Source organism: Pantoea sp. XY16 (assembly GCF_025153065.1).
Classification (GTDB): Bacteria; Pseudomonadota; Gammaproteobacteria; order Enterobacterales; family Enterobacteriaceae; genus Pantoea; species Pantoea alfalfae.
This window is the reverse complement of sequence record NZ_JANZNP010000006.1, coordinates 419,840-441,841: the sequence shown is the minus strand read 5'-3', so window position 1 is coordinate 441,841 and position 22,002 is coordinate 419,840. Positions and strand designations below refer to the sequence as shown.

At 54.9% G+C, this 22,002-nt stretch carries 20 protein-coding genes and 4 tRNA genes; 12 read left to right on the top strand and 12 right to left on the bottom strand.

Annotated features, from left to right (window positions below):
- Position 1: 1 nt before the first annotated feature.
- Together N1689_RS11920 and N1689_RS11915 are read right to left on the bottom strand one after the other, a co-directional pair.
- Positions 2-77, bottom strand: a tRNA-Val gene (locus tag N1689_RS11920).
- A 40-nt stretch (positions 78-117) separates the two neighbouring features.
- Positions 118-193, bottom strand: a tRNA-Val gene (locus N1689_RS11915).
- 272 nt (positions 194-465) lie between these two features.
- Between N1689_RS11915 and gltX the strand changes: the two genes are divergently transcribed.
- Positions 466-1,881 (top strand): glutamate--tRNA ligase, encoded by a 1,416-nt coding sequence (gene gltX / locus N1689_RS11910; protein ID WP_161735093.1) that lies wholly within the window; start codon positions 466-468, stop codon positions 1,879-1,881.
- 35 nt (positions 1,882-1,916) lie between these two features.
- Here the strand turns inward: gltX and N1689_RS11905 are convergent, their stop codons facing one another.
- Positions 1,917-2,270 carry a YfeC-like transcriptional regulator gene (locus N1689_RS11905; protein WP_161735090.1) on the bottom strand — a complete coding sequence of 118 codons (354 nt, stop codon included), beginning with the start codon at positions 2,268-2,270 and terminating at the stop codon, positions 1,917-1,919.
- 111 nt (positions 2,271-2,381) lie between these two features.
- Positions 2,382-3,170, bottom strand: coding sequence for a formate/nitrite transporter family protein (locus tag N1689_RS11900; RefSeq protein ID WP_013358647.1), 789 nt, complete (start codon positions 3,168-3,170; stop codon positions 2,382-2,384).
- Positions 3,171-3,528: 358 nt separating this feature from the next.
- Between N1689_RS11900 and N1689_RS11895 the strand changes: the two genes are divergently transcribed.
- Positions 3,529-3,604: transfer RNA gene (locus tag N1689_RS11895), tRNA-Ala, on the top strand.
- A 44-nt stretch (positions 3,605-3,648) separates the two neighbouring features.
- Positions 3,649-3,724 (top strand) — tRNA-Ala (locus N1689_RS11890).
- Positions 3,725-4,022: 298 nt separating this feature from the next.
- On the opposite strand, the gene N1689_RS11885 is transcribed toward N1689_RS11890, so the two are convergent.
- Positions 4,023-5,213, bottom strand: a complete 1,191-nt coding sequence (locus N1689_RS11885; RefSeq protein ID WP_013358646.1) for a NupC/NupG family nucleoside CNT transporter — start codon at positions 5,211-5,213, stop codon at positions 4,023-4,025.
- 369 nt (positions 5,214-5,582) lie between these two features.
- On the opposite strand from N1689_RS11885, the gene N1689_RS11880 reads away from it, so the two are divergent.
- Positions 5,583-6,824 (top strand): Nramp family divalent metal transporter, encoded by a 1,242-nt coding sequence (locus tag N1689_RS11880; protein WP_161735088.1) that lies wholly within the window; start codon positions 5,583-5,585, stop codon positions 6,822-6,824.
- Between the two features lie 48 nt (positions 6,825-6,872).
- Here the strand turns inward: N1689_RS11880 and N1689_RS11875 are convergent, their stop codons facing one another.
- Both N1689_RS11875 and mgrA read right to left on the bottom strand, forming a co-directional pair.
- Entirely contained in the window at positions 6,873-7,277 is a 405-nt protein-coding gene (locus N1689_RS11875; protein WP_260058967.1) for a DUF2502 domain-containing protein, read from the bottom strand.
- Between the two features lie 170 nt (positions 7,278-7,447).
- A complete protein-coding gene (gene mgrA / locus N1689_RS11870) occupies positions 7,448-8,437 on the bottom strand; it encodes an L-glyceraldehyde 3-phosphate reductase (protein ID WP_260058965.1) in 990 nt (329 codons plus the stop codon).
- A gap of 219 nt (positions 8,438-8,656) precedes the next feature.
- Here mgrA and ipdC point away from each other — a divergent pair, with 219 nt between their 5' ends.
- A complete protein-coding gene (gene ipdC, locus N1689_RS11865) occupies positions 8,657-10,309 on the top strand; it encodes an indolepyruvate decarboxylase (protein WP_260058964.1) in 1,653 nt (550 codons plus the stop codon).
- A 160-nt stretch (positions 10,310-10,469) separates the two neighbouring features.
- Entirely contained in the window at positions 10,470-11,435 is a 966-nt protein-coding gene (glk, locus tag N1689_RS11860; RefSeq protein WP_013358641.1) for a glucokinase, read from the top strand.
- Between the two features lie 136 nt (positions 11,436-11,571).
- Here glk and N1689_RS11855 read toward each other — a convergent pair whose 3' ends face one another.
- Together N1689_RS11855 and N1689_RS11850 are read right to left on the bottom strand one after the other, a co-directional pair.
- A complete protein-coding gene (locus tag N1689_RS11855; RefSeq protein ID WP_003848909.1) occupies positions 11,572-12,300 on the bottom strand; it encodes a LytTR family DNA-binding domain-containing protein in 729 nt (242 codons plus the stop codon).
- Entirely contained in the window at positions 12,297-13,967 is a 1,671-nt protein-coding gene (locus N1689_RS11850) for a sensor histidine kinase (protein WP_161735149.1), read from the bottom strand. Before N1689_RS11850 ends, N1689_RS11855 begins: the two co-directional genes overlap by 4 nt.
- Positions 13,968-14,244: 277 nt before the next feature.
- Between N1689_RS11850 and N1689_RS11845 the strand changes: the two genes are divergently transcribed.
- A complete protein-coding gene (locus tag N1689_RS11845; RefSeq protein WP_161735077.1) occupies positions 14,245-14,769 on the top strand; it encodes a GNAT family N-acetyltransferase in 525 nt (174 codons plus the stop codon).
- 115 nt (positions 14,770-14,884) lie between these two features.
- Positions 14,885-16,117, top strand: coding sequence for an alanine transaminase (gene alaC, locus N1689_RS11840; protein ID WP_161735074.1), 1,233 nt, complete (start codon positions 14,885-14,887; stop codon positions 16,115-16,117).
- Positions 16,118-16,168: 51 nt separating this feature from the next.
- Here the strand turns inward: alaC and ypdK are convergent, their stop codons facing one another.
- The 3 genes from ypdK to N1689_RS11825 all read right to left on the bottom strand — a co-directional run bounded on the left by ypdK (position 16,169) and on the right by N1689_RS11825 (position 19,074).
- Entirely contained in the window at positions 16,169-16,243 is a 75-nt protein-coding gene (gene ypdK, locus N1689_RS11835) for a membrane protein YpdK (RefSeq protein WP_099257831.1), read from the bottom strand.
- A 201-nt stretch (positions 16,244-16,444) separates the two neighbouring features.
- Positions 16,445-17,473: an HlyD family secretion protein gene (locus N1689_RS11830; RefSeq protein WP_222925164.1), complete on the bottom strand. Its 1,029-nt coding sequence runs from the start codon at positions 17,471-17,473 to the stop codon at positions 16,445-16,447.
- A gap of 2 nt (positions 17,474-17,475) precedes the next feature.
- Positions 17,476-19,074 (bottom strand): MFS transporter, encoded by a 1,599-nt coding sequence (locus N1689_RS11825; RefSeq protein WP_253419572.1) that lies wholly within the window; start codon positions 19,072-19,074, stop codon positions 17,476-17,478.
- Positions 19,075-19,223: 149 nt separating this feature from the next.
- Between N1689_RS11825 and N1689_RS11820 the strand changes: the two genes are divergently transcribed.
- The 4 genes from N1689_RS11820 to N1689_RS11805 all read left to right on the top strand — a co-directional run bounded on the left by N1689_RS11820 (position 19,224) and on the right by N1689_RS11805 (position 21,832).
- Positions 19,224-20,009, top strand: a complete 786-nt coding sequence (locus tag N1689_RS11820; RefSeq protein WP_222925166.1) for an IclR family transcriptional regulator — start codon at positions 19,224-19,226, stop codon at positions 20,007-20,009.
- Between the two features lie 7 nt (positions 20,010-20,016).
- The gene (locus tag N1689_RS11815; protein WP_013358635.1) at positions 20,017-20,469 is read left to right on the top strand and encodes a universal stress protein; all 453 of its coding nucleotides are present in this window, start codon (positions 20,017-20,019) and stop codon (positions 20,467-20,469) included.
- 9 nt (positions 20,470-20,478) lie between these two features.
- Positions 20,479-21,285, top strand: coding sequence for a hypothetical protein (locus tag N1689_RS11810; RefSeq protein ID WP_161735063.1), 807 nt, complete (start codon positions 20,479-20,481; stop codon positions 21,283-21,285).
- Between the two features lie 265 nt (positions 21,286-21,550).
- The gene (locus N1689_RS11805) at positions 21,551-21,832 is read left to right on the top strand and encodes a lipoprotein (protein WP_161735060.1); all 282 of its coding nucleotides are present in this window, start codon (positions 21,551-21,553) and stop codon (positions 21,830-21,832) included.
- Positions 21,833-22,002 lie beyond the last annotated feature (170 nt).

The window sequence follows — 22,002 nt, the reverse complement described above, 5'->3', positions numbered from 1 at the left end:
GTGGTGGGTGATGACGGGTTCGAACCGCCGACCCCCTCCTTGTAAGGGAGATGCTCTACCAACTGAGCTAATCACCCATATCTTCATACCTGTTCACTGCGGGCACCCTGTTAAGAGTGGTGGGTGATGACGGGTTCGAACCGCCGACCCCCTCCTTGTAAGGGAGATGCTCTACCAACTGAGCTAATCACCCCCGCTGTGTGGAGTCGCATTATAGGGATAGTTGATTTTGAGTCAACGCTTTTTAAAACATAAATGTGCGTTCGGTTTATTTTTAAACATCCTGTCGCGCTTTTAGTCAATGTGCTGGTTTTACTGGCAGAAAAGCCCCTTTTCCCGGAAGGCAACCTGCGGCCACGCATTGAGGATTCACCGTCAGATGCTAGAATGTGCCCACTGTTTTTTCGCGTCTAACCTGTTTTTTGTCATCCAGACAGAGAACCCGCGCATCTAAGGCAATACTCAATGAAAATCAAAACACGCTTCGCGCCCAGCCCGACCGGCTACCTGCATGTTGGTGGCGCCCGTACCGCACTTTATTCCTGGCTCTTTGCGCGTCATAACCAGGGCGAGTTCGTGCTGCGCATTGAAGATACCGATCTGGAGCGCTCCACGCCGGAAGCTATCGAAGCCATCATGGATGGCATGAACTGGCTCAGCCTGGACTGGAATGAAGGCCCTTACTACCAGACTAAGCGTTTTGATCGCTACAACGCGGTCATTGATGAAATGCTGGAAGCGGGCACGGCATACAAATGCTACTGTTCTAAAGAGCGTCTGGAAGCCCTGCGTGAAGAGCAGATGGCCAACAACGAAAAGCCGCGTTACGACGGCCGCTGCCGTGACAGCCATGAACATCATGCCGATGATGAGCCGTGCGTTGTGCGTTTCCGCAATCCACAGGACGGTTCGGTCATCTTTGACGACCAGATTCGCGGCCCGATCGAGTTCAGCAACCAGGAACTCGATGATCTGATTATCCGCCGCACCGATGGTTCCCCCACCTATAACTTCTGCGTCGTGGTAGATGACTGGGATATGGGCATCACGCATGTTATTCGCGGTGAAGACCACATCAACAACACACCACGTCAGATCAATATCCTTAAAGCGATTGGCGCGCAGGTTCCGGTCTATGCCCACGTCTCAATGATCCTGGGCGACGATGGCAAAAAGCTCTCCAAGCGTCATGGCGCAGTAGGGGTGATGCAGTATCGGGATGATGGCTACCTGCCGGAAGCGCTGCTCAACTATCTGGTTCGTCTGGGCTGGTCGCATGGCGATCAGGAAATTTTCAGCGTGCCTGAAATGACTGAGCTGTTTACTCTGGACGCCGTCAGTAAGTCTGCCAGTGCGTTCAACACTGAGAAACTGCAGTGGCTGAATCATCACTACATCAATACGCTGCCGCCAGAATATGTGGCGACGCATCTGCAGTGGCATATTGAAGAGCAGAAAATTGATACCCGTACCGGGCCGGAACTGGCGAAACTGGTTAGCCTGCTGGGCGAGCGCTGCAAAACGCTGAAGGAGATGGCGGCGTCCTGTCGCTACTTCTATGAAGACTTTGCAGAGTTTGATGCCGATGCCGCGAAGAAACATCTTCGTCCGGTGGCGCGTCAGCCGCTGGAAGTCGTGCGCGATAAGCTGGCCGCAATCACTGAATGGAACGCTGAAAACGTCCATCAGGCGATTCAGAGCACCGCAGATGAGCTGGACGTGGGGATGGGTAAAGTCGGCATGCCGCTGCGTGTGGCGGTAACCGGCGCCGGTCAGTCACCGGGTCTGGACGTCACTGTTGCAGCGATTGGCCGCAGCCGCAGTGTGGCACGTATTGAGCAGGCTCTGGCCTTTATCAGTGAGCGTGAAGCACAGGCTTAATAAACACAGCCGGAAGCATCACGCTTCCGGTTTCTTTACTCTTCACCAATTCCCAGACGCTGCATAACGCCCTTAATCCCTTCACGTAAGATTAATGCGGTGAACTGATCCTGTTCATCCTGACTCATTTGCTGGATGGAACTTATCAATAACGCAGGTAAAGAATTAGCCACTGCACCATAGGTCGCTGGGGGCTCGTTGAGATTGCGTGTTGACTGAATAAAACTTTTTACGCGTTCATCAATATGAATCAGACGTGCCTTACCGCCTTGTACACCGGGCTTTGGCGTGGTTGTCCAGTTCTCTCGCTTGATCCATTTGTTCACCGTTTGCCGACTGTAACCCGTTTCTGCAGCCAGCTCTTCGGGAGTAAGCCATTCCTTTTTCACGATGCTGTCCCTGTTAAATACATTAGCGGTACATATTACAGCAAAACGTAACGGGGGAAAGTAACTGAAGCTGAAATTGCCTTTTGTCTTTTGACAAAAGGCAAAGCAGGATTACTGCGGGTTGCTGGCAGGTTCTGCGGCAGGGCGGAAGGCAAGGAAGTAAGCCAGGCCAACGAAGACGGCACCGCCCACAGCATTGCCCAGGAAGACGGCAACAAAGTTAGGGAGATACTCTGCCCAGCTCATCTGACCGGCAAAAATGGCGGCCGGAATGATAAACATGTTGGCGACAACGTGCTGGAAGCCAATGGCAACAAACGCCATAACCGGGAACCACATGCCGAAGATCTTGCCGACCACATCTTTACTGGCAAACGCCAGCCACACCGCCAGACACACCAGCCAGTTACAGCCAATGCCTGAAATAAAGGCGTGCAGGAAATCGGCATGGACTTTTGCAGAGGCAATCGCAACGGTCTTTTTCAGGTAATCGCCTTCGGTCATGCCCAGCATATGGCCAAAGAACCAGGCGACCGCCACGCTGCCGAGGAAGTTCGCCAGGGTCACCCAGAACCAGTTTCGCGCCACGCTCATAAAGCTGATGCGGCGGGCAAACCAGGCTACCGGCAGGGTCATCATATTGCCGGTCAGCAGCTCACCACCTGCCAGCACGGTCATGATGATACCCACCGGGAAGACAGCCGCGCCTAACAGGCCACCAAATGAGCCCCACTCAGCCGGCAGGGTGTTAATCACGTGAAGATCCAGCAGGAAGCCGGTCGCAATAAATGCGCCCGCCATAAAGCCGAGAATCAGGAGGATGCTGACAGGCGCACGGCTTTTGGCCACGCCTGACTGGATCGCCAGTTGTGCGATTTCTTTAGGTGTATGCAGCGACATAGTATCTCAATAGTTTTTTATGATTAATGGGACGATAACGCCTGGTGGACGCGTGGTGTGCGGGAGAGGGTCCCGGTGACCACTAAATTAGCGGGCTAAGTTTTGCACGCGAAAAAGACGAAGACAAGAAAATTCCTATAACATATTTAACCGGGAATTAACCTCACGGCAGACTGAATAACAGTTAAAAAACGGTCCTGCCTGACCAGACACGATTTTCACCTGCAGCATGCTGCTGAAACTTCGCAGGTTGCCGCCTTTTTCAGCGATCAAACAGAGAATGTCATTTTGCCGTTGACACCCTGGAGGCGGTTTCATATTATGCCGTCCGTCGCTTAACGCGACAGTTTTTCGGTTCGGGGCTATAGCTCAGCTGGGAGAGCGCCTGCATGGCATGCAGGAGGTCAGCGGTTCGATCCCGCTTAGCTCCACCAAACTTCTTCCCAAAAGTTTGGCACTGAAAAACGAGTCCAGATGTGGGGGTATAGCTCAGCTGGGAGAGCGCTTGCATGGCATGCAAGAGGTCAGCGGTTCGATCCCGCTTATCTCCACCATTTTCTGACACGTCGTTGTCAACATCCTTTCTGCTATCTCTTTCATTCGCCTTCTCGTGCGGATAAAAACCTTATTGCTTTACTATTCACGCCACGCTGCTGCATACGCTCAGGCGTTTCAACGGGCATGACCTTCCGGGACGCGGTGCTGTCTCTCGCGCATGGTTTAACTGCAGATGTGACTTTGTTGTGCGACGTGAGAAGTGACGCCTGAAGGGCGAACCAGCGGGGAGCAGAGCAGGAATGGCGCAGAAAGAAGAGGGCGAGAGACACTCGCCCTTTATTGCTTAGAAACTTATCAGAACGCCAGAACCAGACCGGCGATAGCGGCGGAGAGCACGCTGACCAGCGTAGAACCGTACAGCAGCTTCAGGCCAAAGCGCGAAACCACGTTACCCTGCTCTTCGTTCAGACCTTTAATCGCGCCGGCCACGATGCCGATTGAAGAGAAGTTGGCGAACGACACCAGGAACACGGACAGAATACCTTCTGAATTTGGCGACAGCTGACCCGCGATTTTCTGCAGATCCATCATGGCTACAAACTCATTCGACACCAGCTTGGTCGCCATAATGCTGCCGACCTGCAGCGCTTCGCCAGAAGGCACACCCATCATCCAGGCAAACGGATAGAAGACAAAGCCGAGAACGCCCTGGAAGCTGATACCGAAAATCAGATCAAACAGCGCATTCAGACCTGAAATCAGCGCGATAAAGCCAATCAGCATGGCCGCAACGATAATCGCGACGCGGAAACCGGCCAGGATATATTCGCCCAGCATCTCAAAGAAGCTCTGACCTTTATGCAGATCCTGCAGCTGCAGGTCTTCTTCGTTCTCAACACGGTAAGGGTTGATCAGCGACAGCACGATAAAGGTACTGAACATGTTGAGCACCAGTGCAGCGACCACATATTTTGGCTGCAGCATCGTCATGTAGGCTCCGACGATGGACATCGATACCGTCGACATTGCGGTCGCAGCCATGGTGTACATGCGGCGCTGTGACATTTTGCCCAGAATATCTTTATAGGCGATGAAGTTTTCTGACTGTCCCAGTATCAGAGAACTCACGGCGTTGAATGATTCCAGTTTTCCCATGCCATTGACTTTCGACAGCACGGTACCGATACCGCGGATAACCCACGGCAGGATACGGAAATGCTGCAGAATACCGATCAGTGCAGAGATAAAGACGATTGGGCACAGTACGTTAAGGAAGAAGAAGGCGAGGCCTTTATCGCTCATGTTGCCGAAGACAAAATTGGTTCCCTGAGCCGCATACTTCAACAGATGGTCAAAGAAGCCCGCGAAGCCTTTGACGAAACCCAGTCCCGCTTCTGAGTTCAGGAAGAACCAGGCGAGCACAATTTCAATCACCAGTAGCTGTATAATGTAGCGAATGCGAATGCTTTTACGATCGTGACTGACCAGCAAGGAGAGTATCCCGACCACCACCAGTGCTAAAAGAAATTGCAAAATATGGGACATGGTTGCTCCAAATTTGAGGAGGGTTGTATTTTGTTGCGTATTCTATGTAACGCGTTACTTAAAAACGAGATCTGAACCACAATATAAGTATTCGCTATCGCTATATTTTCCAGAAAAGTTCCAGAGATCACGTCCTCTTTACAAATCATTCACTTCAGATAACCACATAATTATTGTCTATATTTTACACGGGGCGTAGAGTGACACTATTGCTCACATTTTTAGCAATCACCTCCTTTACTGTAATGTATAGCAATGGCTATACTTTATAGCAGCATCTATTACACCGATAACAATAAACGAATTTTACTTGCACATGCCAACCCCTAAGCTGCCGGGGCAGGCAAATGTTCAGACAGGGTACCGGATATGTTTGAAAGTCGTACCGCCGAGCGCGCCGCTCGCGGAGTCAGAAAAGTCAAACTCGCACTGCTGGGCCCCGCCTTTATCGCCGCTATCGGCTATATCGATCCGGGCAACTTTGCGACCAACATCCAGGCGGGCGCTGCTTACGGCTACAAATTGCTGTGGGTGGTGGTGTGGGCCAATATCATGGCCATGCTTATCCAGCTGATGTCTGCCAAGCTGGGGATCGCCACCGGCAAAAATCTCGCCGAGCATATCCGCGATCGCTTTCCTCGTCCCGCCGTCTGGTTTTACTGGGTGCAGGCGGAAATTATTGCGATGGCCACCGACCTGGCGGAATTTATCGGCGCGGCGCTGGGCTTCAAACTGCTGCTCGGCATCTCACTGATGCAGGGCGCGGTACTGACCGGCATCGCCACGTTCCTGATATTGATGTTACAGAGCCGCGGTCAGAAACCGCTGGAGCGGGTGATTGGCGGACTGCTGCTGTTTGTGGCGGCGGCCTATATCGTCGAACTCTTCTTCTCTCAGCCCAGTGTCAAAGAGCTGGTGATCGGCATGGCGCTGCCCGCGTTACCCACGTCGGATGCTGTATTCCTGGCGGCGGGTGTGCTGGGTGCGACCATTATGCCGCACGTGATTTATCTGCACTCCGCGCTGACGCAGGGCAAAAGTGAGGACAGCAAAGGTCAGCGGTACTCCTCAACTAAACTGGATGTGGCGATTGCCATGACCATCGCCGGATTTGTTAACCTGGCGATGATGGCGACCGCGGCAGCGGCCTTCCACTTCAGCGGCCACAGCAAAATCGCTGAGCTTGACCAGGCCTATCTCACGCTGCAACCGTTGTTAGGTCAGGCGGCGGCAACAGTATTTGGGCTGAGCCTGGTGGCTGCCGGACTTTCCTCAACGGTGGTCGGAACGCTGGCGGGACAGGTGGTGATGCAGGGCTTTATCCGTTTCCATATTCCGCTCTGGGTGCGGCGTACGGTAACCATGCTGCCTTCCTTTATTGTTATCTGGGCTGGCTGGGATCCAACAAAGGTGCTGGTGATGAGTCAGGTGCTGCTGAGTTTCGGTATTGCGCTGGCGTTGATTCCGCTGCTCTCCTTTACCGGCAACCGCGAGCTGATGGGCGATGATATGGTTAACTCGCGTCTGATGCAGAACACCGGGCGACTGATCGTGCTGCTGGTGATTACGCTGAATCTTTACCTGCTGGTGGGTGAAGCGCTGGGGCTATAAGGGTTTCTGGAAACAAAAAAACGCCCGGCATTTGCCGGGCGTTTTTTATTAGTGGCGATCGTGTCCGTGATGATCGGGACCACTAGGCCCAAAACCACGCGGGCCAGGACCACCACGGTCATGACGATCCCAGTCACGATCGCGGCGATGCTGATGATCCCAGCGGCGCTCACGGTCGCGCTCATGCCAGCGACGTTCACGCTCCCACTGCTGCTGACGACGCCACTCTTCGTGTCGCCACCAGCGGCGTTCTTTATAGGAATAACGATCATTCCACCAGCGTGGTTCACGCCAGCGACCGCCATCCCAGTAATAACCACGATTGTCGCGATCGCCCAGATTCAGCGTAACGCCGGGGGCCAGAGTAATAGAGGCACTGGAGGCCTCAGCTGTGTGATTTGCCAGCGGCGACAACACCGCCAGCAGGGCAGCAAAAATAAGTGCTCTTTTCATTATATTCTCCTCATCAACAGTCTGATGCTGTTGCGGCGCAGTGATTATGCCTGCGTAATGCTGTCGTTACCGCATCATTGTGTCGGAAGATTGTGAGGAAATTGGGGAGAGAAAGGGGATTGAGACTATTCTGGTGAGAAAACACCCGGCCTGCGCCGGGCGGGGAAAAATTACAGCAGGGCCGCGTCAATCGCCGCTAACTCCGTGTCGCTGAACTGACGTCGGGCGAGCATTGCCACCGCGTCATCAATCTGAGCCGTTTTACTGGCACCAATCAGCACCGAGGTGACACGATCGTCGCGCAATACCCACGCCAGCGCCATCTGCGCCAGCTTCTGCTCGCGCTGCTGCGCAATCACATTCAGCCTGCGGACCTTTTCCATCTTCTCATCCGTCAACTGACTTTCACTCAGGAACTTGCTGCCGCTGGCCGCACGCGAATCTTCCGGGATGCCCTGCAGGTAGCGATCGGTGAGCACGCCGCCTGCCAGCGGCGAGAAGGCGATACAGCCGACGCCCGCATCGCCCAGCGTCTGAATCAATCCCTGTTCAGGCGTTCGTTCAAACATCGAATAGCGCGGCTGGTGGATCAGACAAGGGGTGCCGAGATCGCGCAGGATAGCTATCGCTTCGGCGGCGAGATCGGCCGGATAGTTAGAGAGGGCAGCGTAAAGCGCTTTGCCCTGGCGCACGACATGATCCAGCGCGCGCATTGTCTCTTCCAGCGGGGTTTCCGGATCGGGACGGTGATGATAGAAAATATCCACATAGTCCAGCCCCATTCGCTTCAGGCTCTGATCCAGACTGGCGACCAGATATTTACGCGAACCCCAATCCCCATAAGGTCCCTGCCACATGGTATAGCCCGCTTTAGTGGAGATGATCAGCTCATCACGATGGGTACGAAAATCTTCCCGCAGAATACGCCCGAAGTTCTCTTCGGCTGAGCCCGGCGGCGGACCGTAGTTATTGGCTAAGTCGAAGTGGGTGATGCCGAGGTCAAACGCATGACGCAGCAGCTCACGGCTGTTATCGACCCGGGTACTGTCACCAAAGTTATGCCACAGCCCCAGCGAAATGGCGGGCAGTTTAATGCCGCTGCGGCCGCTGCGACGGTATTGCATCTGTTGATAGCGATCGGGATGGGGGAAAGAGGACATTCAGCGCTCCTGAGTAAAAACGGGCATATGTGCCAAAAGTCTATCAGTGTATACGGTTACACTCAGTGACAGCGCGCAGCAGTTCGCATTTTTACAGAATAATCTGCCAGCGTAACGCCGCCTTTCCAGCCAATGCGGCTGGCGAAAATCGTGGCCCTCCTCGCTAATTTCATCGGCTGTCAGATACTTAACCCAACTCTTCCCTGAAAGGATTGTGCAATGTCCACATTCACTATTGGAGATTACCTGCTGACCCGTCTGCAGGAGATAGGTATAAAGCATCTGTTTGGCGTACCGGGCGACTATAACCTGCAGTTTCTTGATCGGGTCATCGACCATCCGGACATCCGTTGGGTAGGCTGTGCCAACGAGCTTAATGCCGCCTATGCGGCGGACGGCTATGCACGCAGCAACGGTGCTGGGGCGCTATTAACCACCTTTGGTGTTGGCGAACTCAGCGCGATTAACGGCATTGCAGGCAGTTATGCAGAGTATCTGCCGGTGATCCATATCGTTGGCGCACCAGCGACTTCAGCACAGTTACAGGGTGACTGTGTCCACCATTCGCTGGGCGATGGCGATTTCCGGCATTTCATACGCATGGCCGCCGAAGTCAGTGCCGCAACGGCACAACTTACTGCCGATAATGCCACTGCTGAAATTGACAGGGTGATAGAGCACGCGTTACAGGCCCGTCGTCCCGGCTATCTGTCGCTGGCCGTCGACGTGGCGGCTATAGAGGTGCAGCCCCCTGTTCAGCCCCTGAACCCCCATCAATCCTCTTCGCCCGAGGCGCGTCGTGCTTTCCGCGACGCGGCGGAGCGGTTGCTGGCACCAGCAGAGCGCGTTTCACTGCTGGCCGATTTTCTGGCACTGCGCTGGCAGCAGCAGTCTGCGCTGGCCGCGCTGCGTGAAAAGAGCGCAATTCCCTGCGCCAGCCTGCTGATGGGCAAAGGTGTACTGGATGAGCAGCAGCCAGGTTACGTCGGAACCTATGCCGGTGAAGCCAGCGCAGGTCAGGTGTGCGGGCAAATTGAGCAGGTGGATGTGGCGATCTGCGTCGGGGTGCGTTTCACCGACACCATTACTGCAGGCTTCACGCAGCAGTTTGCGCCTGAGCGACTGATCGATCTGCAACCCTTCAGCGCCAGCGTGGGCAAGGAACATTTTGCGCCGTTGTCGATGGCGGATGCGCTTAGCGAACTGCAACCGCTGTTTGAACACTACGGCCAGCAGTGGCAGCCCGCCATAGCACCGTCTGCCGTGCAACCGGATGAACCGGCAGCCGTGATCAGTCAGCAGGCTTTCTGGCAGGCGATGCAGAAATTTCTGCAACCCGGCGACCTGATTCTGGCAGAGCAGGGGACAGCCGCTTTTGGTGCCGCCGCGTTACGACTGCCCTCGCAGGCGCAGCTGGTGGTTCAGCCATTATGGGGATCAATCGGCTATACTCTTCCGGCAGCGTTTGGCGCGCAAACCGCTGACCCCGATCGCCGGGTTATCCTGATTATCGGAGACGGTTCGGCGCAGCTGACGATTCAGGAACTGGGTTCCATGCTGCGTGATGAGCAGCGACTGATACTCTTTTTGCTGAATAATGAAGGCTATACCGTCGAACGGGCCATTCATGGCGCAACACAGCGTTATAATGATATTGCCCCGTGGAACTGGACGGCCTTACCGCACGCACTGAGTCTGCAGGGCCAGGCGCAGAGCTGGCGCATCAGTGAAACCGTACAGTTAGACGAGGTGATGGCGCGACTTTCCGCGCCTCAAAGGCTGTCGCTGGTTGAGGTGGTCATGCAGAAAGAGGATTTGCCGCCACTGTTACGAAAAGTCACCGCCTGCCTGAATCAACGCAACGGCGGCTAAGATTCAGATAGTTGCCGCTGTGCAGGGTGGACTATCGCGGTTAGGCTGTAGCACACCTGAGTAAGACGCTCACCAATCGCACCGGTGAGCGTTGTTGTTTTATGGGCAGAAATTTATAGTGTCCTCCAACTCTTAAGACCCCAAGCGGAGCAACAGAAGAATGACAACCTATGCCTTGGTCGGCGATGTCGGCGGTACTAACGCACGCCTCGCCCTGTGTGAGGTGGAAAGCGGCAGCATCACCCAGGCCAAAACATTCTCAACATCAGAATATGACAGCCTCGAAGCCGTCATCCGCCACTATCTTGATGAACAACAGCAGGATGTTAAAGATGGCTGTATCGCTATCGCCTGCCCGATTACCGATGACTGGGTTGAAATGACCAACCATGACTGGGCGTTTTCTACGCGCAAGCTCAAAGAGAACATCGGTTTTGAACACCTGGAAATCATTAACGACTTCACTGCGGTATCCATGGCGATTCCGATGCTGACCGCCGACAACGTAATTCAGTTTGGCGGCACAGCCCCGGTTAAAGACAAGCCTATTGCGATTTATGGTGCCGGTACCGGATTAGGCGTCAGCCATCTGGTGCATGTGGACAAACGCTGGGTCAGCCTGCCTGGCGAGGGCGGTCATGTCGATTTCGCCGCCAACAGCGAAGAAGAAGATCAAATTCTGGAAGTGCTGCGTGAAGAGCTGGGCCATGTTTCAGCAGAACGTATCCTGTCCGGTGCCGGTCTGGTCAACCTCTATCGTGCGATTGTTAAAGTTGATAATCGTGTGCCGGAAAACCTGAAGCCTAAAGATGTCAGCCAGCGTGCGCTGGATGACAGCTGCATCGACTGCCGTCGGGCGCTGTCGATGTTCTGCGTCATTATGGGCCGTTTCGGCGGCAATCTGGCATTGAACCTCGGCACCTTTGGTGGCGTCTACATTGCGGGTGGCATCGTGCCACGTTTCCTGGAGTTCTTTAAGGCGTCAGGTTTCCGTGCTGCTTTCGAAGATAAAGGCCGCTTCCGCGACTATGTTGCCAGTATCCCGGTCTATATGATCACGCACGATCAGCCTGGCCTGCTGGGCGCGGGCGCGCATCTGCGCCAGACGCTGGGTCGCATTATCTGATTCAGTTTCACCTCGCGCGCACGGCCACTTTGCGCGCGATCGATTTTCCCGACCTGACTGCTTCAGCAGGACAGGATCGGGAAATCACTCTCAGTTTCAGTACTCGCTCTCCTGAGACATTCCCCTCTCTCCTTTGCTACAGGCGCATCAGCTGCCGAAACTGCTTCACCTTGCTGCGGCTCACCGGTACCTGAAACTCCAGATCGCGCAGCTTCAACAGATAAGTGTTGTTAAACCACGGCTCGATTTCACGAATCTTGCTGAGGCTGACGCAGTAAGAGCGGTGGCAGCGGAAGAACTGTTGTTCCGGCAGACGTGAACAGAATTCGGTAATATTCATCGACATCACGTAAGACTCACGCCGCGTGTACACAAACGTCAGCTTTTCATGGGCTTCTACATAGTAAATGTCGTTCACGTCCGTGACGATAATACGCTCATCTTTGATCAGGTTGACCGTCTGCGGTGCTGGCGTGGCGCTGAGATGGCTGACCGCCTGCTGCGCCTGTGCAGTGGCTTCCAGCTTGTTCAGCATGGTGACAATCCGCGACTCCTGATAAGGCTTGAGAATGTAGTCAAACGCCTCCAGCTCAAACGCCTCCACCGCATGCTCTTTCCATGCGGTGATAAAGACAATCAGCGGCTTGTGCGCAAACTGATGGATATTCTGTGCCAGCAGCATGCCATCCAGCGAAGGAATATTGATGTCGAGAAAAATCACATCAACCCGATGCTGTTGCAGATACTTCAGCACGTCGAGGCCATCATCAAAGCAGGCTTCAATCTCGATTTTGCTGTGATGCTGAATCATCCAGCTCAACTCCTGCTGCGCCAGGAATTCATCTTCCACAATAATGGCTTTCATAACAGATTCTCCGCCAGCCGCTGGCCATTCTTACTCAGCGTAAAGGAAATCTCGGTGCCCGGCTGGTGTCGCACGATGTTCAGTCCCTGACCTGACAGGAGTTTTACCCGATGATGCACATTGAGCAGGCCGATTTTATTACCGGGCATCTCATTGCGCGCCACTCTTGCCATGACTTCGTCACTGATGCCCTGGCCGGTGTCCCGCACCGAGATCTGCACCTTATCGCCCCGATCCCGAACGCTCAGCGTTACCACGCCTTTGCCTTTACAGGGCTGGATGCCATGCACAATCGCATTCTCCACCAGCGGCTGGATCAGCAGACTTGGCAGCAGAAAATGCAGATCTTCGTCTACGTCATAGATCATCGTCAGCTTATCGCCAAACCGCGCCTGCTCAATGGCGATGTAATCTTTGACCTGCCACAGCTCCTTACGGATATCGATCAACTCATCATCGTTCAGCTCCAGGTTGTAGCGCAGGTAGCGTGACAGGTTAATCACCAGCTGGCGGGCAGTATCGGGATTAAGCCGGATAGAAGAGGAAATGGCATTCAGGGCATTGAACAGGAAATGGGGATTTATTTTACTTTGCAGCGCCCGCAGTTCCGCTTTATTGGCCATCTCTCGCAGCTGCTCGGCACGTGACACTTCAAGCTGTGTAGAGATGATTTGCGACAGGCCTATGGCCATCTCCTTCAGCGAGCCGGTAATACGGTGCGCGCGGCGATAGTAGATTTTCAGCGTGCCGGTGACTTTGCCTTTTTCCCACAGCGGGATGACGATCATCGAATGGATATCTTTGGTGCGGTGCGCTTCATCGTTGTTCTTAATGATAATTTTACCGCTGGCGATCGACTGCGCGGTGGTGGGACTGATGCCATCATCCCCATGCTGATAGTTATTTTCGCCATAGCCGACGTAAGCCAGAATCTGTTTCTTGTCGGTCATCGCCACCGCATCGGCTTTGATCTCCCGCCGGATAATGTCACAGATGTTGCGAAGTGAGTCGCTGTTCACCTGACGAAACAGCGGCAGGGTTTTGTTGGCGATCTCCAGCGCCAGCTTGGCCTGACGGGCGGCAATCGCCTCTTTCTCTCCCTCAACGCTCTGCACCAGCAACACAATGATACCGATACTGGAGGCACCGAGGATCATCGGCAGGGCAATTTCTGACACAATCGCCAGCCCGAGTGAGGTTGGCCGCGCCCACAGGACGATCAGCAACATCGTCAGGGCTTCACACAGCATGCCGCCGACAATACCGGCGCGCCAGCGATGCTCTTTCAGCACCCGGCGATTAATGCCGCCCGCGACGATACCGGCAATGATGCTGGTAATCAGACAGGGCACGGAGGTCACGCCGTGAATATCGATCAGAAAACGGTGCAGCCCCGCAATAATACCGGTGGCGATGCCGACCCAGGGACCAAACAGAATGCCACCCGCCATCACGGCAATGACACGCACATTCAGCAGCGAACCGTCGACATTGACCCCAGACCAGGTACTGAACAGCGCAAACAGGGAAAAGATGGCGGTTACCGCCATTTTCTCTGCGCGCGTGTGTTCATCTTTTTGAAGCAGCTGACGAAACGGGCGGGTGCGCGTCAGGAAGAACAGGCAGATCAACATCAGGGCGGCGCGGTCAAATACTGCCAGTAACATCGTGAAGTGGGAGGACACAGGCGGCTCGTCAGCAATGGAAAGTGTGCCTATGATAAAAAATGTGATCGCGAACCGCTAGCGCCCCGCACCATCACGCCGGGACTTCATGTTTCAGATCAATTTTTGAGGCCTGTGCATAAAAAGAGGAAAGGTTGAGTGCAATAAAGGGGAACAGTTTTTCAGCCTGCGAACGCTGGTCGCTGCGGTGTCGTTTTGCTATGTTGCGCGATGACGCGTGCCAGCGACAGCTGGAAAACCGGCCCATCGGGAGCAGCAGATGCAACTTGTCACCGCCAGATTAACCCTGAATAAATTACAGCCAGAAGACTGGCAACTGTTTCGTGCTGTCCATGAAGATCGCGACACGATGACGTGGGTGAGCGAGATCCCCGATGAAGCGGATATTCGCCAGCGCTTCACCGCGCGTCTGGCTCCATGGCAGCCAGGCAGTTTTCATATGCTTTGTCTGGTGGCACGGCGACGCGATAGCGGTGAGCCAATTGGCCTGTTTGGCTGCAGCCCCGAGTGGGAGCCACACCGTCAGGCCGAGGTGGGTTATATGCTGCTGCATCGCCACTGCGGACAGGGCTATGGCAGCGAGGCGCTGGCGGCGCTGTGTCAGTTTCTGCTTGAAGCCGATTTCCATAAACTCAAGGCGATGGTGGTTGAAGGTAACTGGGCGTCACGCCGGATTCTGGAGAAAAACGGTTTCCAGATGGAGGGCACGCTACGGGATAATTATCTACTGAACGGCTGCTGGGTGAACGATTGGCTGCTGGGACGCCTGAATTCACAAAAATAAAAATATTTTCTGCCCCTCGACAAAATGATCCTCACCGCGTTATGTTCGTAACGGGTCACCGCAGTGACCCGCGTCGCTCGGATGGTCCGGGCGCTTACGTAATCCAGAGGTCATCATGGCTGATAACAGCACACCCCGTCGTTTCTCACGTATTGAACGTTTACCCCCTTACGTTTTCAACATCACCGCTGAACTGAAGATGGCTGCGCGCCGGCGCGGCGAAGATATCATCGACTTTTCAATGGGCAACCCTGATGGTCCGACCCCGCCGCACATCGTCGAAAAGTTATGTCAGGTAGCGCAGCGCGACGACACCCACGGTTATTCCACCTCACGCGGTATTCCGCGTCTGCGCCGGGCGATTTCGCGCTGGTACGCCGATCGCTACCAGGTTGAAATCGATCCTGAATCTGAGGCAATTGTTACTATCGGTTCCAAAGAGGGGCTGGCACACCTGATGCTGGCGACGCTGGACCACGGTGATACCGTGCTGGTACCAAACCCTAGCTATCCGATTCATATCTACGGTGCGGTGATTGCTGGCGCGCAGGTACGCTCAGTGCCGCTGGTGGCGGGTGTCGACTTCTTCAATGAGCTGGAACGCGCCATTCGCGAGAGTTACCCCAAGCCAAAAATGATGATCCTTGGCTTCCCGTCTAATCCCACCGCACAGTGTGTGGAGCTCGACTTTTTCGAGCGGGTAATTGCGCTGGCAAAACAATACAACGTGCTGGTGATCCACGATCTGGCCTATGCCGATATCGTCTACGATGGCTGGAAAGCGCCATCGATTATGCAGGTGCCGGGCGCGCGTGATGTCGCCGTCGAATTCTTTACCCTGTCAAAAAGCTACAACATGGCGGGCTGGCGCATCGGTTTTATGGTGGGCAACAAAGAGCTGGTCGCCGCGCTGGCACGCATCAAAAGTTACCATGACTACGGCACCTTTACGCCGCTGCAGGTGGCGGCGATTGCAGCGCTGGAAGGGGATCAACAGTGTGTTCGCGACATCGCAGAGCAGTATAAACGGCGTCGAGATGTGCTGGTCAAGGGATTGCATGAAGCGGGCTGGATGGTAGATAACCCGAAAGCCTCAATGTATGTCTGGGCAAAAATTCCGGACCACTATGCGCATCTGGGGTCCCTGGAGTTTGCCAAACATATGCTGCAGGAGGCGAAAGTCTGTGTTTCACCCGGTATCGGGTTTGGCGACTATGGTGATACGCACGTGCGTTTTGCACTGATTGAAAACAGCGATCGCATTCGTCAGGCAGTACGGGGAATTAAAGCGATGTTTCGTGCCGATGGCGTTTTGCCAGGCAGCATGAAAACAGAAGAAGAGAACTGACAGCCAGCAGGGGCGACTCAAGGGTCGCCCCGTGGCGGCACTGTCACGCCATTACTTCAGCAGCAGAACAAAGGTTCCGAACCAAAGTAACGCGAAAAAAGATATTCCCATCAAGGCATATTTCACAAAGCAACTCCTCTGAGCGGTTACGATGATGGCGATCCCAAACCAGTGCAACGCGAACAGCTGTGGAAAAGAGATCACCATTTCAGTCATGGTCTGCTCATTTCCGGGTCGATCTGAATAACTCAGAACAGGATCAGGCGCTAATTTACGCGTAATCCTGCCTAAATGAAATAGGTCCGTTCTGAGATATTGCTCACAATTTTACGGCACCTGAATGTCCGGGATCGCCGACATGCCGACACGTAACTGAGCCAGATGCTGTTGGTCACTATCCAGCACAATTTTAACCGGCAGACGTTGAACGACTTTAGTGTAGTTGCCGGTGGCGTTATCGGGGGCGATCGCGGAAAAAGTTGCCCCGGTGGCCGGCGCAATGCTGTCCACGTGGCCGGTGAAGGTCTTGCCTGGCAGGGCATCGACACGAATCTGTACCCGCTGACCCGGACGCACATCGCTTAGCTGCGTTTCAAGGTAGTTAGCGGTAATGTAGGTTTGCTGCAGGGGTACTACCGCCAGCAGACGGGTTCCGGCTGACACGTAAGCGCCAGTCCGCACCGAGCGCTGACCCACCATGCCGTCAACGGGCGCCGTAATACGCGTGTAGGAGAGGTTCAGCCTGGCCTGATCGACGCTGGCTTTAGCTGCGGCAACATCCGCTTCCGCTGAACGCACCGCCGCCTGTAGCACGCCGACCTGTTTCACTGCCGACGTCAGCGCAGCCTGACTCTGATGCACGGCTGCCAGTGCTGAACGCTGGTTCGAGCTGGCTTTCTGCTGATCGTCGGCGGCCACAGTGCCGCTTTTATAGAGTCGGTTGTAGCGATCGGCGCTCTGTCCGGCATACTGCGCGGACGCCTGGCTGGCCGCGACGCTGGCTTTCTGCTGATCAATCACCGACTGCTGCTGTTCCAGCTGTGCCTGGCTGCTCAGCAGTTTCGCCTGACTCACCTGCAGGTCAGCCTCGGCACTCTCCAGCGCCACCCGATAGTCACGATCGTCCAGCGTTGCCAGCAACTGGCCGGCTTTGACCTGCTGATTATCCTGCACCTGCACATTGCTGATGTAGCCGGAGACTTTCGGTGCCACCAGGGTGTAGTCCGCATTGACGTAAGCGTCGTTGGTACGGTGATCGTTGCCGCTCATCATTGACCAGACTGCAAAAGCGATGGCCAGTAACACCAGCAGCAGCAGTGTGAGCACCAGAGTTCTTCTCATTTCGAAAGCACGCATATTCAGTTATTCCGGGAAGGGTTTTGAAGCAAAGTTTGAGGCGGCCAGACCCGTTTTGGCAGGATGGCGGTAAGCAGTAACAGGCACGCGGCAAAACCGGTCAGCATCAGCCAGCTGTCGCTCAGACTCAGTACCGTGGCCTGATGCCGGACCAGCGTGGCGAATCCGCTGAGATTTTCGCTGGCGCTGATGCTGCCATCCGGCAACAGCGGCAAGCTGCTGCTGGCCTGACTGGCCGTCGGCGTTGTCATCAGCCAGCTGCGACTGGCGGCCTGATTAATCAGGATACTGGAGTGAAACTGCTCGCGATGGGAGAGGAAAACCTCAACCAGCGTAGAGGCGGCGATGCTGGAGAAGCCGCGCACCGTATTAAACATCGCCGAGGCAAACGGGCCTTCCGGTGGAGCCACCACGCTGGTGGCGCTCATCAGTATCGGCAGAATAATCATCGGTTGTCCGAACGCCTGCAGAATCTGCAGCAGCCAGAAATTCTGGCGCGCCCACTCACTGGTGATCTGTGTGCCCAGCAGACAGGAGGTCACCAGCAGGCCGACGCCCGCCGTCAGCATCCAGCGGCAGTCGATCCAGCGGATATTCAGCAGGGCCGCAATCAGCGGTGCGATCAGCAGTTGCGGCAGGCCCACTGCCAGCGCCAGCGGGGCAAACTCCAGGGTGCGAAAGCCGCTGACCTGCGCAAAATAGGCCGACGGCAGCGCAGAACCAGAAAGCCCAAGGATGAGCACGCAGGCCAGCCCCAGTAAGCCATGCGCCAGATTTGGCCGGCGGAGCATCTGCAATTTAAACAGAGGCAGCGGGTGAAACCACTCATTAATCAGGAAAACCAGCAGCAGCGGCAGCGCGGTCAGTAACATACCGACGATCAGTGGGGAGTTCAGCCAGTCCAGGCGCTCACCCTGGGTCAGCACCAGAACCAGCAGCGAGACTGCACTGCAGCCGGTCACCATGCCGAACAGGTCGATCTGCTGGAAGCGTTCAGGACGCAGCGGGTCCTGCGGTATCCCCCAGCTAATCAGCACCATAGCAATGAGCATTAATGGCACGACCTGCCAGAACACCATCATCCAGCTGACATGATCGGTCCATAACGACGCCAGTGAGGCCGCCATATTGGGGCCAAACGTCGCGGTCAGGGCATAGCCCGCCAGACCAAACAGCTTAAAGGGCGGCGGCAGAAAGCGCAGGGCGACGGTCATCAGCATCGGCGGCAGTGCGCCACCAAAAAGGCCCTGCAGCACGCGCAGGCTGATAAACAGCGTTGGGTCAGGCACCAGCGGCAGCAGAATGCCGGTCAGCATAAATCCCGACGAAACGCCAAGGGTGAAACGCCGCAGCGACAGAGTGACGGCAAACCAGGGCGCGATCATCATGGCAGCGACTTCTGCGGCCTGATAACCGGAAATAATCCAGCTACCCTGATCGTAACCGATGCCAATGGCAGCCCGGATATCTGCCAGCGCGATATCACTGACGCGATCGTTCAGCCCGGAGGTCAGCGCAGCAATGAGCACGCCGACCAGGCCAAACGCCAGTCGAAAAGTAAAAGGATGAGGGGCCGGCGCGGCGGCTGGCTTAGCGTTCATTGCAGGCGATCTCATTATTATGATGCAGTGTACTGCGATGTGATACAGGGCGTAATATTACATCCCGGTATGCTGTATTGCAATGTGGTACAGACTGTAAAAAGTGCGGCATTCGCGCTACAGTAAGGCAGCTCAAACAGGACGACGCTATGGCACATCAACCCTCCAGCCGTGAGGATGAAAAAACGGGCGGCATTCAGGTCATCGCACGTGCGGCAAAAATTCTAAATGCGCTGGGCGAACAGCCGGGCGGCATGAGCCTTGGCGAAATTGCTCAGGCGGTAGAACTCCCCCGTTCAACGGTGCAGCGCATTGTCGCCGCACTTGACAGCGCCGAGCTGGTGCGCAGCAGCGGGGCGGGTGGACTGCGACTGGGTCCGGCACTGTTAAAACTGATCTCCAGCGTCCACACCGACGTGGTCGATCTGGTCAGTCCGCTACTGGAAAAACTCTCTTCCGACACCAATGAGACGGTTTCACTGGCGCGCGCCAGCGGCAGCCAGCTGGCGATTATTCACCACGTGGTGGCGTCGCGGGAGTTGCGGGTGGTTCCGCATATGGGACTCAATCTGCCGCTCTACAGCACCTCCGGTGGACGGGCGCTGCTGGCGCTGGAGTGTGAAAAAGATGTGCGGACGATTGTCGGTGAGGGCTGGCAGGAATTAACCGATATGACGGTGAAAACGCTGCCGCAGTTGCTGCAACTTATCAGGGAAGTGCGCGAAACCGGTATCGCTGTGGATCGCGGTGAAACGCTGGAAGGTATCTCTACCATGGCGTTTGCACTGGATACACTGTTTGGTCGCTTTTCTGTCTCTTTGCTGGTGCCCTCTGCACGTTTTCTGCGTCACGAAGCCCGTTTCCGTGACGAGATGCTGAAGTGCAAAGAGGCTCTGGTGCGTGAAATCGGCAAAGTCGCCGCGATAGAAGGATAAGCATCTGATGAAAACCCTGCTGATGGCTATTGATCACTCTCCGGTCGCGGAGAAAGTGGTTGCCTTAACCATTGAAGAAGCGCTGGCGCATCGCGCCGATGTGGTGGTGCTGTGCTGTGTTGATCCTGCTTACTCCTCCTGCAATCAGCCAATGGAAATCGATGCAGGTGAAGATCCCGCCGATTTTGTGGCGGCGCAGGATGAGCAGAATACGGCGGAAATGGTGGTGCGCCATGCGCTGGCACCGTTATTGCGCGCGGGCATTAATGCGCGTGGCATGATTCTGGCGGGTGACGCAGCAGACACCATCGTTGCCCAGTCGCAACAGCTTAAAGCCAGCATGATTATCATGGGACGTCGCCATCTCTCCTCTTTTAATCGGCTGTTAAAAGGCTCGGTCAGCGCATCAGTTATTGAGCGTGCTCACTGTCCTGTGCTGATCGATGTGCGTAAGGATTAATCGCGCAGCATGAACTCTCTGTTTTTTATTACGCTGGCCGCGTTTACGCTGCTGGCGCTGATTATCATTGTGCTGATCAGAACCACCCGGCTGCGTTTGTGGCAGGGGCTGATCCTCTTTCTGTTGCCACTGATACTGGCAAATCTGCTCTGGTTCAGCTGGGTCGCGCCGCATCAGCAGCAGACTGCTCAGCATGAGCAGGCGGTGAATCAGCTGGCAAAGATGCCGGGCTATCGGGTATTGCAGACGCAGGAACCAGCATTATGGTTGTTGCTGACTCAGGAGCTGACCCGGCGGATCCGTGCGGGCGAGCAGCCTGAAAGGGCGACAGGTGAACTGCGTGGCTGGCTGATTGAGGTGATTAATCAGCGACTGATGCGCGGAACAGATGCGGCGGTCGTTAACTATATCAGCGTCTCGGTAGAAGAAATGCGCGCGTTGAACCAGATCGATCCGGGCCTCTGCTTCCGTTATCTCTATCCGCAGGTCAGTGGTGGCATCAATTTGCAGACCACACTTCCAGCCTCGCTGAATCAGAAAGAGGCCGATGCCATGGAGCTGCTGCTGCTCAATAGTCCGCCACCCGAGCAGCCCCTTGATAAGGCTCAGGCGCAGGATGATCTGCAAAAGATTGTCGGCCGGCTTTATCTGAAGTGGGGCGACAAACTGCAGCAACTGAATATGCCTGCCGACACGGCGGTGGATCGCTCTTCGCTATGTGCCATGTCAATTGACCTCTACAGCGCCGTTCTGGCATTACCTGATAAGCGCGCCGCTAACCTGTTACGTAAAATGGTGGCACTGACCGGCCAGTAAACTCGCGTTTAGCGGGCGAAAAAAAGCCCGCTAAACGCGGGCAGGGAAGAGAGAGGAACAGATTTTTATTTTTGGCATTTCCTGGTGTGGTGCAGTCTTCGTTTGGTCTGAATATATCCTGTCACTTTTGGACTGATAGTAATAGCCGTTTAATCGTATTGAATTAATCGGCTAAAGCTTCTCAATTTTTGATTTTTCGCGCATTAATCCTATGGATGCGTGGCATGCTGCGTCATACACTGCGTGACAACGTGAGGATAACTAAATGAAAAAATTAATTACCGGCGCACTGGCGCTGATTCTGCTGAGTGGATGTACCGCCAGCAAACCCGGGGCATTTGAACGCGTTGATGAAGATCCTAGCTCAAATACCGTGCAGTACCGTTATGACCCGGTAAAGGTCAATCGTGATGCAATGGATATTGATCTGGCGAATTACTGCAGCAATAAAGGCTTTGATAAAGTCGAGGCGTTACCTGCGCAGGAGAGTCATATTCCGGGACTGCAGAAAGCGTGGTTCCAGTGTAATTATGCTGTGAAAAGCTAAATAAAACGGGCGGGATAATTATCCCGCCCTTAAAGTTACTGCTTTTATTTTATGCTGTGTGACATCTTTGCCCGTTAGCGGCGATGGTGACCGCCATGATACCCACCGTGATAACCTCCATAGTAGCCTCCATGATATCCGCCGCCACCCCCGCGATGCCAGCCATTGTC